At 71.4% G+C, this 14,956-nt stretch carries 16 protein-coding genes; 7 read left to right on the top strand and 9 right to left on the bottom strand.

Annotation, left to right across the window (positions count from 1 at the left end):
- Positions 1-21: 21 nt before the first annotated feature.
- Complete coding sequence (locus tag AC07YS_RS18705) at positions 22-1,860, bottom strand: sensor histidine kinase (protein ID WP_495273734.1); 1,839 nt, start codon at positions 1,858-1,860, stop codon at positions 22-24.
- An 81-nt stretch (positions 1,861-1,941) separates the two neighbouring features.
- Here AC07YS_RS18705 and AC07YS_RS18700 point away from each other — a divergent pair, with 81 nt between their 5' ends.
- Positions 1,942-3,195 carry a THUMP domain-containing class I SAM-dependent RNA methyltransferase gene (locus AC07YS_RS18700; protein WP_495270217.1) on the top strand — a complete coding sequence of 418 codons (1,254 nt, stop codon included), beginning with the start codon at positions 1,942-1,944 and terminating at the stop codon, positions 3,193-3,195.
- A 1-nt stretch (position 3,196) separates the two neighbouring features.
- Here AC07YS_RS18700 and AC07YS_RS18695 read toward each other — a convergent pair whose 3' ends face one another.
- Positions 3,197-3,511, bottom strand: coding sequence for a DMT family transporter (locus AC07YS_RS18695; protein WP_062480310.1), 315 nt, complete (start codon positions 3,509-3,511; stop codon positions 3,197-3,199).
- Positions 3,512-3,525: 14 nt separating this feature from the next.
- Entirely contained in the window at positions 3,526-4,458 is a 933-nt protein-coding gene (locus tag AC07YS_RS18690; protein WP_159278741.1) for a DMT family transporter, read from the bottom strand.
- Positions 4,459-4,579: 121 nt separating this feature from the next.
- Here AC07YS_RS18690 and AC07YS_RS18685 point away from each other — a divergent pair, with 121 nt between their 5' ends.
- Both AC07YS_RS18685 and AC07YS_RS18680 read left to right on the top strand, forming a co-directional pair.
- On the top strand, positions 4,580-5,491 hold the full coding sequence (locus tag AC07YS_RS18685) for a LysR family transcriptional regulator (RefSeq protein WP_495270218.1): 912 nt from the start codon (positions 4,580-4,582) through the stop codon (positions 5,489-5,491).
- Positions 5,492-5,550: 59 nt separating this feature from the next.
- Complete coding sequence (locus AC07YS_RS18680; RefSeq protein ID WP_495270219.1) at positions 5,551-5,976, top strand: PIN domain-containing protein; 426 nt, start codon at positions 5,551-5,553, stop codon at positions 5,974-5,976.
- A 16-nt stretch (positions 5,977-5,992) separates the two neighbouring features.
- On the opposite strand, the gene AC07YS_RS18675 is transcribed toward AC07YS_RS18680, so the two are convergent.
- Together AC07YS_RS18675 and AC07YS_RS18670 are read right to left on the bottom strand one after the other, a co-directional pair.
- Positions 5,993-6,898 carry a BUD32 family EKC/KEOPS complex subunit gene (locus AC07YS_RS18675; RefSeq protein ID WP_095743363.1) on the bottom strand — a complete coding sequence of 302 codons (906 nt, stop codon included), beginning with the start codon at positions 6,896-6,898 and terminating at the stop codon, positions 5,993-5,995.
- Positions 6,895-8,595 (bottom strand): FMN-binding glutamate synthase family protein, encoded by a 1,701-nt coding sequence (locus tag AC07YS_RS18670; RefSeq protein ID WP_495270220.1) that lies wholly within the window; start codon positions 8,593-8,595, stop codon positions 6,895-6,897. Before AC07YS_RS18670 ends, AC07YS_RS18675 begins: the two co-directional genes overlap by 4 nt.
- A gap of 69 nt (positions 8,596-8,664) precedes the next feature.
- On the opposite strand from AC07YS_RS18670, the gene AC07YS_RS18665 reads away from it, so the two are divergent.
- Positions 8,665-9,459, top strand: a complete 795-nt coding sequence (locus tag AC07YS_RS18665; RefSeq protein ID WP_139702165.1) for a YecA/YgfB family protein — start codon at positions 8,665-8,667, stop codon at positions 9,457-9,459.
- Between the two features lie 62 nt (positions 9,460-9,521).
- Entirely contained in the window at positions 9,522-10,703 is a 1,182-nt protein-coding gene (locus AC07YS_RS18660) for an MFS transporter (protein ID WP_495270224.1), read from the top strand.
- 105 nt (positions 10,704-10,808) lie between these two features.
- Here the strand turns inward: AC07YS_RS18660 and AC07YS_RS18655 are convergent, their stop codons facing one another.
- Together AC07YS_RS18655 and AC07YS_RS18650 are read right to left on the bottom strand one after the other, a co-directional pair.
- A complete protein-coding gene (locus AC07YS_RS18655; RefSeq protein WP_354347973.1) occupies positions 10,809-11,132 on the bottom strand; it encodes a GNAT family N-acetyltransferase in 324 nt (107 codons plus the stop codon).
- Positions 11,129-11,626, bottom strand: a complete 498-nt coding sequence (locus AC07YS_RS18650) for a nuclear transport factor 2 family protein (protein ID WP_495270221.1) — start codon at positions 11,624-11,626, stop codon at positions 11,129-11,131. The genes AC07YS_RS18655 and AC07YS_RS18650 overlap by 4 nt, the downstream gene beginning before the upstream one ends.
- Before the next feature lie 194 nt (positions 11,627-11,820).
- On the opposite strand from AC07YS_RS18650, the gene AC07YS_RS18645 reads away from it, so the two are divergent.
- Complete coding sequence (locus tag AC07YS_RS18645; protein WP_307636052.1) at positions 11,821-12,585, top strand: helix-turn-helix transcriptional regulator; 765 nt, start codon at positions 11,821-11,823, stop codon at positions 12,583-12,585.
- A 122-nt stretch (positions 12,586-12,707) separates the two neighbouring features.
- Positions 12,708-13,901 carry an Acg family FMN-binding oxidoreductase gene (locus AC07YS_RS18640; protein ID WP_495270222.1) on the top strand — a complete coding sequence of 398 codons (1,194 nt, stop codon included), beginning with the start codon at positions 12,708-12,710 and terminating at the stop codon, positions 13,899-13,901.
- Positions 13,902-13,916: 15 nt separating this feature from the next.
- Here the strand turns inward: AC07YS_RS18640 and AC07YS_RS18635 are convergent, their stop codons facing one another.
- Together AC07YS_RS18635 and AC07YS_RS18630 are read right to left on the bottom strand one after the other, a co-directional pair.
- The gene (locus AC07YS_RS18635; RefSeq protein WP_487848723.1) at positions 13,917-14,444 is read right to left on the bottom strand and encodes a CinA family protein; all 528 of its coding nucleotides are present in this window, start codon (positions 14,442-14,444) and stop codon (positions 13,917-13,919) included.
- Positions 14,438-14,956: phosphatidylglycerophosphatase A family protein (locus tag AC07YS_RS18630; protein ID WP_495270223.1), on the bottom strand; the 519-nt coding region annotated here is incomplete at its 5' end. The genes AC07YS_RS18635 and AC07YS_RS18630, both read right to left, overlap by 7 nt.

Raw genomic sequence — 14,956 nt, 5'->3', positions numbered from 1 at the left:
GGGGCCGGCCCGCGCCGAGCGCTACGACGGCGACGGCGGTTGTTGCTGCTGCTGCTGCTGCTGCTGCTGGGCCCGCAGCAGCACGCGCCGCAGCGCGTCCGGCTGCACCGGCTTGCGCAGCGCGTGCCAGCCGCGCGCGGCGGCCAGCTGCTGCGTGGCTTCGGTGATGTCAGCCGAGATCAGCGCGATCGTCAGCGCGGGCTTGCGCTGCGCCAGTCGCTCGGCCAGCGCGATGCCGTTGAACGCACCGGGCAGGCGGATGTCGCACAGCGCCGCGTCGAGCGCGTCCAGGTCGGCCAGCGCGAGCGCCTCGGCGGCGCTGGCGTAGATGCGCGGCGCCACGTGCCAGTGCCGCAGCAGCGCCGAGAGGCTGTCGGCCACCACGATGTTGTCTTCGACCACCAGCACGGCGAGCCCGGGGCGCAGCACGGCATCGGCGTCGGGCTCGTCCATCGCCACCTGGGGCGCAGGGGCCGGCACCGCCGCCGCGCCGGGGCGGGCCGCCGGCAGCTCGAAGCTGAAGACCGAGCCCTTGCCCGGCGCCGAACGCAGCGCGACCTCGATGCCCAGCTGCCCCGCCAGCCGCCGCACGATCGCCAGCCCCAGGCCGTGGCCGTGCTGCAGGTTGCGCTCCACGTTGCCGACCTGCTCGAAGTCGTCGAACACACGCGTCTGCGATTCGGCCGCGATGCCGATGCCGCTGTCGCGCACCTCGACGCGCCAGGCGCGCCCGGTGTCGGTGCCGGGCCGGCGGCGCGCCCGCACGGCCAGCAGCACGCGCCCGCGCGGCGTGAACTTGAGGGCGTTGTCCAGCAGGTTGGAGAGCACGCGGCGCAGCGCCACCGCGTCGGTCCAGGCCACCGCATCGGCCGGGCAGCGCACCGCGACGCGGCCTTCGCCGGCCTGGCGCGCCAGCTCGTTCAGCAGCGGCGCCAGCGCCACCGCCGCCGGGCGCAGCGGATCGACCGCGGCCTCGATGCGGCCGATCTCGAGCAGCTGGTTGGTCAGGCCCTCGAGCGCCTGCTGCGCGCGCGAGAGCGAGGCCACCGTGTGCTGTACCGCCGCGCTGTCGGTGCCGTGCTGCAGCTGCTGGCGCAGCACCTCGGCCTGCAGCCCGATGGCCATCACCGGCTGGCGCAGGTCGTGGTTGGCCGCCGAGAAGAAACGCAGCCGCTCGGCCTGGGCCTGCTCGGAGGCGCGCAGGCCGGCCAGCGCCTGTTCGCGCAGCGTGCGCTCGTTCAGGCGCAGGCCGATGTTCTCCTCGAGCTGGCGCGAATGGTCGGCCACCAGCTTCCACATCATCGCGGTCAGGCCGATGCCGATCACCGCGACCGCCATCATCACCGGCGCCCCGAGCCACAGGCCCGTGACGATCACCGGCGCCAGCAGCAGCGTGATGGCCAGCTGCGTGGCCGGCGTGTAGAACGACACCGAGAACGCCGACGACAGCGTCATGCCCATGAGGATGAGGCCCAGCAGCAGTTGCAGGTCGGGCCGCTCGGGGTTGAACAGCAGCACGCCGGCCAGGCCGTGCGCCAGCTCCCAGATGGCCGTGCGCAGCGTGTGCTGGCGCTGCGCGGCGCGCAGGGTGGCGGGGGTGAAGGGCTCGGGCAGGCGCTGCGGAAAGAAGCCGCGCATCACCGTGACCCCGGTGACCAGCGCCAGCCAGACCAGCGCGCGCAGCGGCGAGAACTGCCAGGCGAACAGCGCCGCCACGCCGCAGTTGAGCAGGTACTGCACCAGCAGCACCGGCCCGAGCGGGCGGATCGACAACCGCAGCACTTCGCACTGGATCGCGAAGCGGTGGTCGCCGTCGCGGGCGTCTGCCGGGGGGGCCGCGGAGGCGGGGGTGGGCGTCATGGGCAAATCGACTATATAGAGAAGGCCCCAGCCCCGGCGACAATGGGGGCCCTTAGCGGGCTTCCCGATGGCCGACTTTCCGTGAACGATCTCTCATTTTTCCTGCCTTGCGCCGCCGGCGTCGAGGAATTCCTTGCCCAGGAGGTGCATGCCCTGACCGGCCGTGCCGGGCAGGACCTGCTCACCCTGCGCGGTGGCGTGCGCGTGCGCGCCGACTGGCGCGACGGCCTCAAGCTCAACCTGCACAGCCGGCTCGCGCAGCGCGTGCTGGTCGAACTGGCCCATGGGCCGTACCGCAACGAGAACGACCTGTACGCCATCGCCAACGGCGTGGCCTGGGAGATCTGGTTCACGCCCAAGCAGACCTTCAAGATCGAGACCACGGCCCAGCACAGCCCGCTGCAGAGCCTGAACTTCGCCACCCTGCGCATCAAGGACGCCGTGGCCGACCGCTTCCGCGCCAAGGCCAACGGCGTGCGCCCGAGCATCGAGACCCAGTGGCCCGACTGCCGCATCTTTGCGCACCTGACCACCGACAGCTGCACGCTGTACATCGACACCTCGGGCGAGCCGCTGTTCAAGCGCGGCTGGCGCCAGGACAAGGGCGACGCCCCGCTGAAGGAAACCCTGGCCGCCGCCATGCTGGCCGCCAGCGGCTGGTGGAACCCCGAGACCGGCGAGGTCGCCAAGGCCCCGCTGTACGACCCCTGCTGCGGCAGCGGCACCATCGCCATCGAGGCCGCGCAGATCGCCAGCGGCATCGCGGCGGGCTCGCTGCGGCGCTTCGGCTTCGAGAAGCTGCTGCCGTTCCAGGCGCATGTCTGGGCCGCCATCAAGAATGAAGCCGCCAACGCGCAGCATGCGAGCGCCATCGCCGTCTTCGGCTCCGACGTGTCGCACCGCATGGTCGACTTTGCCGAGCGCAACGCCGAACGCGCGGGCGTGGCCGGCGCCATCGAGTTCCGCGGTGGCGACGCCCTGCAGCGCATGCCGCCGGCCGAGGGCGGCGTGATCATGCTCAACCCGCCGTACGGCGAGCGCATCGAGGTCGGCGGCGTGGCCCGCTTCGGCGCCCGCGAAGCCGCCCAGACCTCGGGCGATGGCGAAGGCGGCGATGGCGGCGACTTCTTTCCGCAGCTCGCCACCCATTGGAAGAAGAACTACGCGGGCTGGACCGCCTGGGTGCTCACGCCCGACCTGAAGCTGCCCAAGCAGATGCGCCTGAAGGAGTCGCGCCGCGTGCCGATGTGGAACGGCCCCATCGAATGCCGGCTGTTCCGCTTCGACATGGTGCGGGGCTCGAACCGCGCCGCGCCGCAAGACGCGCCCACCTGAACTAACTCTGCAGCTTCAGGCCCGCGATCCCCAGGAAGATCAGCGCGATGCACACCAGCCGCAGCGGCGCCGCGCTTTCCTGGAAAAAGAAGATGCCGATCAGCGTGACGCCGATGGCGCCGATGCCGGTCCAGATCGCGTAGGCCGTCCCGACCGGCAGCGTCTTCATCGCGGCGGTGAGCAGCACGATGCTCGCCAGCGCGGCGCCCAGGCCCAGTGCACCGGCGCCGGGGCGCTCCCAGCCCGCCGCGGCCTTCAGCGCGAGGGCCATCACGATCTCCACCAGTCCGGCGGCAAGCAGAAGAAACCAGGCCATGGCGTTCGCTCCCTTCACAGCAGCTTGATGATGGCCACGCCGAGCAGCAGCACGGCCACGCCCGCCATGCGCAGGCCCGACACCGGGCGCTGCGGCAGCCGGAACCAGCCGTAGCGGTCGACGAACACCGACGCCACCTGCTGCCCCGCCACCGTCAGCCCGACCGCGGCCGCGGCGCCGATGGCCGGGATCGCCGTGAACACCGTCGTCACATAGGCCGCGCCCGCAAAACCGCCGAGCCAGCCCCACCACGGCATGCCGCGCAGCGCGGTGCCTTGCGGTGCCGTGGCCGCGGGCGCACGCCGGAACAGCGTGACGAGCAGCAGCGCCAGGGCCATCGCCAGCGTCGCCACGAAGAAGCTCACCGCGCCCACCGCGAAGGGTGCGCCCAGGTCCTGCCGCAGCAGGCCGTTGACCACGCCCTGCACCGGCAGCACCGCGCCGGCCAGCAGCGCCAGCACGATCCAGCCGGCCTTGCCCGCCAGCGCCTGGCGCAGGCTGCCGGCCTGCCCGGCGACGATGGCCCCGGCCCCGAGCAGCACCGCCAGCGTGCCGCCGGCCATGGCCGGTGTCAGTGCCTTCGGCGCCACGCCGAGCAGGCCGAAGGTGTCGAGCGCGAACGAGGCCAGCATCTGCCCCGCGATGAACAGGCCGACCGCCACCACCGCGCCCAGGCGCGGAAACAGCAGGATGGTCGAGACCACGTAGAAGGCGCTGGCCGTGCCGCCGATCACGTGCCACCACGGCACGCCCGGCAGGCCGGCCAGCGCCGTCAGCGTGCCCGTGGCGAGCGCCACCGCCAGCAGGGCCAGCGTGCCGACCGACAGCTGCAAGGTCGTGGCGGTGAACGGGCTGCCCGTGGCCTTGGAGAGCTGGGCGTTGGCGCCGGCCTGCACCGCGAGCAGGCCCCCGGCGACGAGCGAGGCGGGAATGAAAAACGCGTCCATGGTGGTTCGACCTCCGTGTGGTGTGGATGTGGGGCAGGCGAATCGCGGCCCCCTGCGGACGACTGTAGGATCGGCACGTTTGCAAAGCCATTCGAAAAAATCGCATCCGGGGTATGCATAAATGCAGGACACAGACTGGGACGACTTTCGCGTGTTCCTGGCCGTCGGCCAGGCCGGCTCGCTCTCCGGCGCCGCGCGCCAGCTGGGCGTGAACCACTCCACCGTGCTGCGGCGCCTGGGCGCGCTCGAGGCGCGCATGGCGGTGCGCCTGTTCGACCGCCTGCCCGCCGGCTACGCGATGACGCTGGCCGGCGAGGCGCTGCGCGAGCGCCTGCAGGGCGTGGGCGAGCAGATCGACGCCGCGCAGCGCCACCTCATGGGGCTCGACCTGCGGCTGACCGGCGTCATCCGCATCACCAGCACCGACACCTTCATGGCCGGTCTGCTCGGGCCGATCCTGGCGGACTTCCGGGCACTGCACCCGGGCATCGAGCTGCAGGTGGTGATGAACAACCTCTTCCTGAGCCTCACCAAGCGCGAGGCCGACGTGGCGATCCGCCCGACCAACGCCCCGCCGGACCACCTGGTCGGGCGCCGGGCCGGGCGCCTGCAGACGGCGGTGTACGCGTCGAAGGCCTACCTCGCGAAGCACCCGGCGACGACCCCGCTGGCTGCGCACGACTGGGTCGCGCCCGACGAAGGCCTGTCGCACCTGCTGCAGGCCAGGTGGCTGCGCGAGCAGGTGCCGCCGGCGCGGATCGCGGCGCGCGTCGACAGCCTCGTGGGCATGACGCAGCTCGTGAAGCGCGGCCTGGGCCTGGGCATGCTCCTGTGCATGCTGGCCGACGCGGAAGACGAGCTGGTGCAGGTCGAGCCGCCGAGGGAGGCGCTGGACACGCAGGTCTGGGTGCTGACGCATCCCGACCTGAAGGAGGTGGCGCGGATCAAGGCCTTCACCGACTTCGCCTACGCGCGGCTCGTTGCCGACGCGAAGGTGCTGGCGATGCCTGCGGGGCGGCCGACGGCGCGCTAGCTGGCGGCCGTGGCGCCCGCATGGTGCAACATCGGCGCTCGACCGTTTTCACGCCCCCCATGACCTTGCCAGCCTCCGACCTCGTCGTCATCGACACCAACATCGCCCTCGATCTGCTGGTTTTCGAAGACCCGGTCTGGGCGCCGCTGGTCGACGACCTCGCGCGCGGCGCGCTGCGCTGGCTGGCCACGCCCGCGATGCGCAGCGAACTGGAACGCGTGCTGGGCTACCCGCTGATCGCCCGGCGCATGGCGCAGCGGGAGCTGACGATTCCGATGGTGCTCGCGGATTTCGATGCGCGCGTGCAGCTGGTGACCGAGGTGCCGGCGCGCGCGCCCTGCGTGTGCAGCGACCCGGACGACCAGGTGTTCATCGACCTGTCCGTGGCGCACGGGGCGCAGCTGTTCAGCAAGGACAAGGCGGTGCTGTCGATGAAGAAGCGGCTGGCGCTGCGCGGAGTGGCGGTGCGCTCGGCGCTGGCGTAGGCCACGCCGGTCCGTCTCAGGCCTTGTTCAGCTCGTACCACTGCCCCAGCAGGCGCGCGACGGCCCGCACGCGCTGCGTGTCCCGCCCCCAGCGCCGGCTGGCCGGCAGCTTCTGCGCCCACTTCATGCGCCGCGCCGCATTCGCGATGCGCTCGCGCACTTCCTCGTTCACGCCGCTCAGCGCCGCATGCCAGTGCTGGCCCGCGGCCTGCGGCGCGGCGGCCTCGAGCATCATGGCCGTGGAGTGCAGGTAGCTCAGCCAGTCGCGGGCCTGGCATTCGGCCAGGGTCATGACCTCGGAGGGGTCGTCCTCGAAATCGATGTAGCCGATCACGCCGTCGGGGCACTGCACGAGGTTGCGGTCGAAGGCCTGACTCAGGTGCTGGCCGCACAGGTGCACGGCGGCGATGGCGGCCAGGCCCTCGCGCCACACGGCGAGCAGGGCGGCCGGGCCGGCGGCGGCGGCCTGGTCGATGCGCTCCTGCAGCACCACGGTGGCACGGCCGCTTTCGCCAAGATCGGAAATCAGCAGCCCGTCGGCCTGCTGCGCCAGCACGATCGGCACGCGCAGGCCCGCGGCGGCCAGTTGCTTCAGGCGCCGTGCCTCGGTGGCGATGGCGGCCTCGCCGCCCGGGTTGGGCACGGGCTTGATCACGTCGAGGCCGGCCAGCCGCGCGGCCAGCGCCATCACGCGGTAGCCCCACTTGCCGTGGCGCGGGCCGGCCTTCTTGAGCCAGACGCGCTCGCTGCCGAAGCGGTGGCTGGCCACGTTCTTGGCCTGCCTGGGCAGGGTGACGCGCAGGAACTCGGCGTAGTCGCCGGGCGCCGAACCCGGGGCGTCGTCGAGCGGCGCGGGCGCCGATGCGGCGCCCCGTTGGCTGTACAGGCGCGTCGCGGCGCCTCCTCGTCTCAGTGGATTCATGCGGCCATGGCGAAGCCCGGCGCCAGCAGCCCGTGCGGGCCCTGCGTCACGGGCTGGAAACTCTGTGCACTGGCCAGCGGCCAGTAGGTGCGGAAAACGGTGTGCTGGTTGTCCAGCGGCCCGAGCAGCGCGCCGGGCTGCACCTGCATCACCAGGTTGCTCAGCAGGCGCACCTCGGTGTCGGAGATGCGGCGCACGATGTGGTGCGCGGTGATCTGCTGCGGGTGGTCCAGGCCCGCGGCCTGCACCAGCTCCTGCAGCGCATGCAGCGTGCTGCGGTGGAAGTTGCGCACGCGGTCGGCCTTGGTCGGCACCACCAGCGCCTGCTGGCGCACCGGGTCCTGCGTGGTCACGCCGGTGGGGCAGTGGCCGGTGTGGCAGCTCTGGGCCTGGATGCAGCCCAGCGCCATCATGAAACCGCGCGCCGCGTTGCACCAGTCGGCGCCCAGCGCCATCATGCGCGCCACGTCGAAGGCGGTGATCACCTTGGCCGCGCAACCGATCTTGATGCGGTGGCGCAGGTTCACGCCGATCAGCGTGTTGTGCACCAGCAGCAGGCCTTCCTGCAGCGGCGCGCCCACGTGGTCGCTGAACTCGACCGGCGCCGCGCCCGTGCCGCCCTCGGCGCCGTCGACCACGATGAAGTCGGGCGTGATGCCCGTGGCCTGCATCGCCTTGACGATGCCGAACCATTCCCACGGGTGGCCCAGGCAGAACTTGAAGCCGGTCGGCTTGCCGCCCGACAGCTCGCGCAGCTTCGCGACGAAATGCATCATCTCGGTCGGCGTGGAGAACGCGCTGTGCGACGAGGGCGAGACGCAGTCCACGCCCACCGGCACGCCGCGCGCCGCCGCGATCTCGGGCGTGACCTTGGCCGCCGGCAGCACGCCGCCGTGGCCGGGCTTGGCGCCCTGGCTGAGCTTGATCTCGATCATCTTCACCTGCGGATCGCGCGCGTTGGCGGTGAAGCGCTCGGCGTTGAAGGTGCCGTCGTCGTTGCGGCAGCCGAAGTAGCCCGAGCCGATTTCCCAGATCAGGTCGCCGCCGTGCACGCGGTGGTGCTGCGAGATCGAGCCCTCGCCGGTGTCGTGCGCAAAGCCGCCCATCTGCGCGCCCTGGTTGAGCGCGAGGATGGCGTTGGCCGACAAGGCGCCGAAGCTCATCGCCGAAATATTGAAAACGCTCGCGCTGTAGGGCTGCGTGCAGACCTGCGCCGGGTTCGCACCGGCCGGCTGCGGCGTGCCGCCGATCACGATGCGGAAATCGTGCCCGGTCAGCTTCGTGGGCTGCATCGAGTGGTTGATCCACTCGTAGCCCGCGGCCGACACGTTCAGCTGCGTGCCGAAGGGCCGGTTGTCGGGCTCGCCCTTGGCGCGCTGGTACACCAGCGAGCGCTGGGCGCGCGAGAAGGGCGCGGCCTCGGCGTCGCTCTCGATGAAGTACTGGCGGATCTCGGGGCGGATGAATTCGAGCAGAAAGCGCAGGTGCCCGATGACCGGGTAGTTGCGCAGGATGGCGTGGCGCGCCTGGCGCAGGTCGTGCACACCGGTGCCGGTGAGCACCGCGAAAGCGGCCACGCCGATCCACGCGAGCCACAGGTGCGGCGAGGCCAGAACCAGTGCCAGGCAGGCGACCAGACCCAGCACACACAGGACGAACGCGCTGTAGCGTGCGGGAAACGGAATAATCGTGGGCATAGTCATCAGATGTCGGCTGGAGCCTGCTGCATCATAGAGGGCTGCCCCCAACCTGCCATGACTGCTGCCATGACGACCACACCCGACACCCCCGATACCCCTGACACCGCCCTGGCCGCCTCCTCGCAAGCCCTGGGGCCCGACGATTTCGACGCCCTCGACAGCGCGCTCGACGCCATGCGCGAGCACGACGAGGAAATTCCCCAGTGGGAGTTCTGCGAAGGCTTCATGGCCGCGCTGATCTGCACGCGCCGCCCCATCGACCCCACCGAATACTGGCCCGTGCTGCTGGGCGACCACTTCGTGCCGGCCCAGCACATGGAGTTCGTCTGGAACTGGAAACGCCGCTGGCGCGAGATCGAGGAAGGCTTGGACGCTCCGGTCGAATCGCTCGAAGACGAGCGCAGCTGGCAGCCCGAAGTGCTCGACACCCGCGGCGCCATCGCCTCGCTGCCCGAGGAAGAGCGTGCCGAGATGGCCGCCGAAGAGATTCCCTCCTTCGCCCAGGTCTGGGCGCTGGGCTTCATGTATGCGGTCGAGAACTGGCCCGAAGACTGGGCCGCGCCGCGCGACAAGGAAGCCGCGCAGATGCTCGACGACGCGCTCGACAACATCGTCGCGCTGACCGAGGACGACACCGCCAAGCCCACGCTGTCGATGTACGACGAGAACGGCCCGCCCAGCGTGAGCCAGCAGCGCCTGGACGACTTCGGCGCCGCGATCTGGGCGGTGTACGACCTGCGCCAGCTCTGGAAGAGCCTGGGCCCGAAGGTCGAGACGATCCGCAAGGAAGCCGAACCCGGCCGCAACGATCCGTGCCCTTGCGGCAGTGGAAAAAAGTACAAGAAGTGCCACGGGGCATGAGTGCCGTCGCGCCGACGCAGCGTCCTGCCGCGCAACCCCTGACGCCGCAGGCGGCATGGGTCATGGTCCTCGCGCTCTGCGCCGGGGTCGCGCTCAGTCAGGCGTTTCGCACCGTTGGCGCCATCATGGCGAGCCCGCTGCAAGCGGACTTCCACCTTTCGGCTCAAGCCCTCGGGATCTTCTCGGGGGCTTTTCACTTTGCGTTCGGCGCGATGCAGCTCTTCATGGGCATCGGCATCGACCTGCACGGCGTGCGCCGCACCGTGCTCGTGGCCTTCCCGGTCGCGATCGCGGGCGCGCTGCTGTCGGCTGTGTCGCCGAACTACCTTGTGCTGGTGGCCGGGCAGGCGCTGATCGGCGTCGGCTGCGCGCCGGCCTTCCTCGTGTGCACCGTGTTCATCGCGCGGCACTTTCCGGCCGCGCGTTTCGCGACCGTGTCGGGCATGGTGCTGGCCATCGGCGGCCTGGGCATGCTGGCCACCGGCACGCCGCTCGCGTGGTTGGTGCAGGCGTATTCGTGGCGCGCGGGCTTCCTGGTGCTCGCGCTGGCGTCCGCATTGGCCTGGCTTGCCATCTGGCGCTGGGTGCACGAGCCTGCGTCGGCCGTGCCGCAGGTGAAAGAGTCGATTCCCGAAGCCGTGCGCCAGTTCGGCGCGCTGTTCGCCATGCCGCACACGCTGGGCATCATGGTGCTGGGTGCGGTGACGTATGCGGCCTTCATCTCGCTGCGCGGGCTGTGGCTGGGGCCGCTGATGATGGAGCGCCACGGCTACTCGCTGGTGCAAAGCGGCAACGTCGCGCTCGCGGTGTCGGTGATCGCGCTGTTCGGCTCGCCGCTGTTCGGCCGCTTCGACCGCGACGGCGCCGCACGCCGCCGCTGGATCGTGGCCTGCGGCCTTCTCTACGCCGGCCTGTTCGCGCTCATCGCCGTGGTGCATTCCGCCTGGCTCGACATCGCGGGCATGGTGCTCATCGGCGTGCTCTCGGGCTTCATCGTCTGGCAGTACGCCGACGTGCGCGTGGCCTACCCGGCCGCGCTCACGGGCCGCGCGATGGCCGTCTTCACCATGGCGATGTTCCTGGGCGTCGCGTTCATGCAGTGGGGCACGGGCGTGGCCGCCTCGGTGGCCGCGGCGCATGGCGGCGATCCGCTGACCGCCGTGCTGGCGGTCATTGCCGCGTTGCTGGTGATCGGCATCGCCGCCTTCGCGTGGCTGCCCGCTCCCAAATCTACCGCTGCCTGATCGTGGAACACCGAGGAACCGGCTTTGCCGGGCCTCAGGTGTTGCCCCCGGTAGGGGGTTGGCGAAGCGACACGAAGTGCGCGCAGCCTGGGGGCGAGCCTGGTTCTAGATCTTGAAGGCGCGTTGAATGTCCGGCCGCACCAGGTCGGCGTACTCGCGGTGCTTGCGGATGTAGCCCGCGATGAACTGGCACACCGGAATCACATGCCGCCCGTTGGCGCGCGCCTCGTCGAGCACGTGCCTCGCAATGCCTGAGCCCACGCCCTTGCCCTCGTGCTCGGGCAGCACCTCGGTGTGCGTGAACATGATCGCGTCGGTCAGCAGGTTGTACTCGGCATAGGCCGCGAGCTTGCCGTCGAGCGCGGCTTCGTAGCGGTGCTGCGCTTCGTTGTTCGTGAAGGTGAGGGCGGTCGAAGAAGAAGTGGTCATGAGGGTTGGCGTGCAAGAAAAGTGGCGAGGTTGGCGGCGGCGGTGGCGCGCACCTTGTTGCGCAGCATCGGCGTCCAGCCCAGCAGCAGGCCCGGCGTGCCCAGCGCCTGCCGCGACCAGGTCCAGAACGGGAAGCTGTCGCGGTGCGTGGCGATCAGGCCCTCGGACGTGAAGGTGAAGCGCGCGTCGATGCTGTTGTCGACCAGCCGGCCAGTGGCGCTGAAGCGGTAGTGCGCGTCCCAGTGCGCGCTGCCCGTGCGGCCGTCGGCCTGCACGTCGCGCCAGCTCAGGCGCCACACGTCGGCACCCTTGGCCTTCGTGGCGTCGCAGAGCATGCGCCACATGCCGCCGATCTCGCGCCGGCCGCGCAGCGAAAAGGCCTCGTCGTCGAACACCGCGTCGGGCGCGTAGCAGGCGGCCATGGTGGCGGCGTCGAGTTGCGAGAACGCGCTGTAGAAGCGCTCGATGGTCGGGGCGTGGGTGGCAGCGGTCATGGGGCCTCGGGATGGGTGGTCCCGGATCATCGCCGGGATGCGGCGCGCAAGGAAGCGCATGGGTGATTCCGGGTGTCCCGCATTAACATGCGCCCCGATGCCGGTCCTTGCAGGGCCGGCGCCCTGGCGGTGGCGCAGAAAAACCAGAACCACAGTCGCTGCGCCCGCCGCACACAACCCAAGGGGACGCATCCATGGCCGAGGTGATCAACGACTGGCAGTTCGTCGAGGCCGTCATGGCCGCCCGTACGCTCGAGGAGGTCGCGCAGGTCAACCGCCGCGCGATGCGGGCGATGGGCTTCAACCACGGCGCCTACGTGCTCAAGCGCCCGGTGCCCGCGCCCCGTGCCGACACCCCCGCGCAGGACGCGCTGGTGTTCTTCCACGACCTGCCCCCGGCGTGGGCCCGCACCCGCTACGAGTCGCTGCGCAGCAGCGCCGGCGAGCAGGCCGACGCCCGCGTGCAGCATGTGCGCGCCGGCATGCCGGCCACCGCATGGAGCTGGCTCGGGCAGGTGAGCCACACGCGTGCCGACATCGGGCAGCGTGCCCGCGGCCTGCTGCGCAGCGCCGGCGAGCACGGGCTGAAGGCGGGGCTGACCGTGCCGCTGTGGACGCCCGGCATCGACTGGGCCTTCATGACCCTGACCACCGACGCCACCGCCGACCTGCGCGAACTGCGTGCGACGTTGGCGCCGATGAACTACTTCGCCTCCTGCCTGCATTCGACCGTGCGCCGGCTGCAGGGTGACGCGAAGGTGCCGGTGCTGAGTGCGCGCCAGCGCGAGGTGCTGCACTGGGTGGCGGTCGGCAAATCGACCTGGGAGATCTCCGAGATCCTGTGCGTCAGCGAGCGCACCGTGTACTTCCATCTCGTAGGCGCCGCCCGCAAGCTCGACACGCAGGGCCGCACCGCCACCTGCGCGCGGGCCCTGGCGCTGGGCCTCCTCACGCCCTGAGCCGGCCCGACCTACCCCTGTCGGAAACGACAGGGGGCTGCGTGGCGCCGCGCGGCGCGGTGCTGCAATCGGCCACGGGCAGGCCGTGTGTCACGCGCCCGATGCTTCAACCGATCGAGCCCATGAGAGAACGCAGAAATTTCGTGCGCCTGCTGGGCGGCGGCCTCGCGGTGGCGGCGGGCGCCACGGCCCTGGCCACCTGGTGGCTGCACGCCGACGTGCCGGCCGCCGCCTTCGAGATCTGGAACGGCCCGGGCGACGAGCCCGATGTGCGCAAGCGCGCCGTCGCCTATGCCGTCACCGCGCCCACGGCCTACAACGGCCAGCCGTGGCGGGTCGACCTGCGCGAGCCTGACGCCATCGTGCTGCACGCCGACCGCGCCCGCGTGCAGCCCGCCACCGACCCCTTCGGTCGCCAGCTCATGATCGGCCACGGCGCGTTCATCGAGCTGCTGGTGATGGCGCTGGCCCAGCAGGGCGTGCAGGCGCGCGTGCAGCTGTGGCCGCAGGGCGAACTGGTGGGCGATACGCCGCAGCAGTGGCCCGACCTGCCGGTGGCGCGGCTCACGCTGTCGCGCGGCGGCACGCCCGATCCGCTGTTCGCGCAGGTGCTGCGGCGGCGCACGCCCAAGCAGCGCTTCGACACCGGCCGCAGGGTGTCGGCCGACATGCTGCAGGGGCTCACCGCGGCCGTGGCTTCGGCTTCAAGCGGGGGCGTGCAATCGGCCGGCACGGTCGACATGGCCCGCGTGCTGCCGCTGCGCAAGCTGTGCGCGGCGGCGGCGCGCGTGGAGCTGGTCACGCCCCACACCGCGCGCGAGAACCTGCGCCTGCTGCGCATCGGGCCGCAGGAAATCCTGGCGCACCGCGACGGCTTCTCGCTCAACGACCCGGCGCTGCGCATGGCGGTCGCGCTGGGGCGCTTCGACCGCGAGGTGCCGGCCGCCGAAGACAGCCTCTCCTTCCGGCAGACGCTGCGGATGTTCGAGGACCAGGCCCACACGGCGATGGGCTTCGTCTGGATCAGCACCGGCGGCAACAGCCGCAGCGAGCAGATCGCCGCGGGCCGGGCCTACGTGCGCCAGCAGCTGCGCGCCACCGACCTGGGCCTGGGCATGCAGCCCATGAGCCAGCCGCTCGAGGAATTTCCGGAGATGGCGCCGCACCACGCGGCGGCGCACGACATGCTGATCGGCGCCGCGCCGTCGCGCCATGCGCGCAGCCCGACCGTGCAGATGATGTGCCGCCTGGGCTTTCCGACGGCGCCGGTGCCGCCCGCGCCGCGCCGGCCGGTCGGCGATTTCATGCAGGCCTGAACAGCCCGCGTGCGATCAGCGCGCCAGCAGCTGGACCAGCGTCTGCAGCGCGTAGTGCACCGTCGCCGCGCGCACCGTAGCGCGGTCGCCGTCGAAGCGGCGGCGCTCGGTGCGCACCTGCCCGTCGACCGACCAGCCGAACCACACGGTGCCCACCGGCTTGTCGGGCGAGCCGCCCGCGGGCCCGGCCACGCCGGTCACGGCCACCGCCGCGCGCGCCGGTGCGCCGCGGGCAATGGCGCCTTCGGCCATCGCGCGCGCCACGGGCTCGCTCACGGCGCCGTGGGCCTCGATGAGTGCGGCGTCCACGCCCAGCATCTCGGTCTTGGCGGCGTTCGAGTAGGTGACGAAGCCGCGCTCGAACCACACGCTGGAGCCCGCCAGGTCGGTGCAGGCGCCGGCGATCAGGCCGCCGGTGCAGCTTTCGGCGGTGGCCATCATCCAGCCCCGGGCCTGCAGCCGCTCGGCCAGCGTGGCGACGAGCGCGGGGACGTCCTGTTCAGCCAAGGCCGGGGAAGCGGAAGGTTGCATCGGGTTCACCATGCGCGCCACAGCGCAATGACCAGCAGCGTGCAGAAGGCCGCCACGAGGTCGTCCAGAAGAATGCCGAAGCCCGCGCGCCACCACTGCACCCGCGCGGGGTCGTGCGGCTTGAAGGCGGCGTCGGCCCAGCCCACCGGGCCGGGCTTGGCGGCGTCGAAATAACGGAACAGCGCAAAGGCCACGACCTGCGCCCACAGGCCGGCCGGCGTCACCAGCCAGAGCACGAGCCAGAAGGCGACGACTTCGTCCCACACGATGGCGCCGGGGTCGGACACGTTCATGTTCCGCGCGGCCACCGTGCAGGCCCACCAGCCGATCGGCAGGCCGGCGAGGATGATCCAGCCGATGGTCGCGGGCGTGAACCACAGTTGCATCACCACGAACGCGGCCCAGGCCCACAGCGTGCCCACGGTGCCCGGCGCGAAGGGCGACAGCCCCGAGCCGAAGCCCAGCGCGATGAAGTGCGCGGGGTGCGAGAGCAGGAAACGCAGGGTGGGGCGACGCATCGGGGG

It is taken from the genome of Variovorax sp. GW458-11-26-14-LB1, from assembly GCF_059423965.1.
The sequence above is the reverse complement of the archived record's forward strand: the minus strand, read 5'-3'. Positions and strand labels throughout refer to the sequence as shown.

What these genes read in the sequence shown, in the direction of transcription:
- AC07YS_RS18670 (WP_495270220.1), bottom strand. Translation starts at nt 8,595, where the DNA reads ATGCCCACGATTATTCCGTTTCCCGCACGCTACAGCGCGTTCGTCCTG.
- AC07YS_RS18640 (WP_495270222.1), top strand. Translation starts at nt 12,708, where the DNA reads ATGAGAGAACGCAGAAATTTCGTGCGCCTGCTGGGCGGCGGCCTCGCG.
- AC07YS_RS18650 (WP_495270221.1), bottom strand. Translation starts at nt 11,626, where the DNA reads ATGACCGCTGCCACCCACGCCCCGACCATCGAGCGCTTCTACAGCGCG.
- AC07YS_RS18680 (WP_495270219.1), top strand. Translation starts at nt 5,551, where the DNA reads ATGACCTTGCCAGCCTCCGACCTCGTCGTCATCGACACCAACATCGCC.
- AC07YS_RS18660 (WP_495270224.1), top strand. Translation starts at nt 9,522, where the DNA reads ATGGTCCTCGCGCTCTGCGCCGGGGTCGCGCTCAGTCAGGCGTTTCGC.
- AC07YS_RS18665 (WP_139702165.1), top strand. Translation starts at nt 8,665, where the DNA reads ATGACGACCACACCCGACACCCCCGATACCCCTGACACCGCCCTGGCC.
- AC07YS_RS18635 (WP_487848723.1), bottom strand. Translation starts at nt 14,444, where the DNA reads ATGGTGAACCCGATGCAACCTTCCGCTTCCCCGGCCTTGGCTGAACAG.
- AC07YS_RS18655 (WP_354347973.1), bottom strand. Translation starts at nt 11,132, where the DNA reads ATGACCACTTCTTCTTCGACCGCCCTCACCTTCACGAACAACGAAGCG.
- AC07YS_RS18690 (WP_159278741.1), bottom strand. Translation starts at nt 4,458, where the DNA reads ATGGACGCGTTTTTCATTCCCGCCTCGCTCGTCGCCGGGGGCCTGCTC.
- AC07YS_RS18685 (WP_495270218.1), top strand. Translation starts at nt 4,580, where the DNA reads ATGCAGGACACAGACTGGGACGACTTTCGCGTGTTCCTGGCCGTCGGC.
- AC07YS_RS18645 (WP_307636052.1), top strand. Translation starts at nt 11,821, where the DNA reads ATGGCCGAGGTGATCAACGACTGGCAGTTCGTCGAGGCCGTCATGGCC.
- AC07YS_RS18695 (WP_062480310.1), bottom strand. Translation starts at nt 3,511, where the DNA reads ATGGCCTGGTTTCTTCTGCTTGCCGCCGGACTGGTGGAGATCGTGATG.
- AC07YS_RS18705 (WP_495273734.1), bottom strand. Translation starts at nt 1,860, where the DNA reads ATGACGCCCACCCCCGCCTCCGCGGCCCCCCCGGCAGACGCCCGCGAC.
- AC07YS_RS18675 (WP_095743363.1), bottom strand. Translation starts at nt 6,898, where the DNA reads ATGAATCCACTGAGACGAGGAGGCGCCGCGACGCGCCTGTACAGCCAA.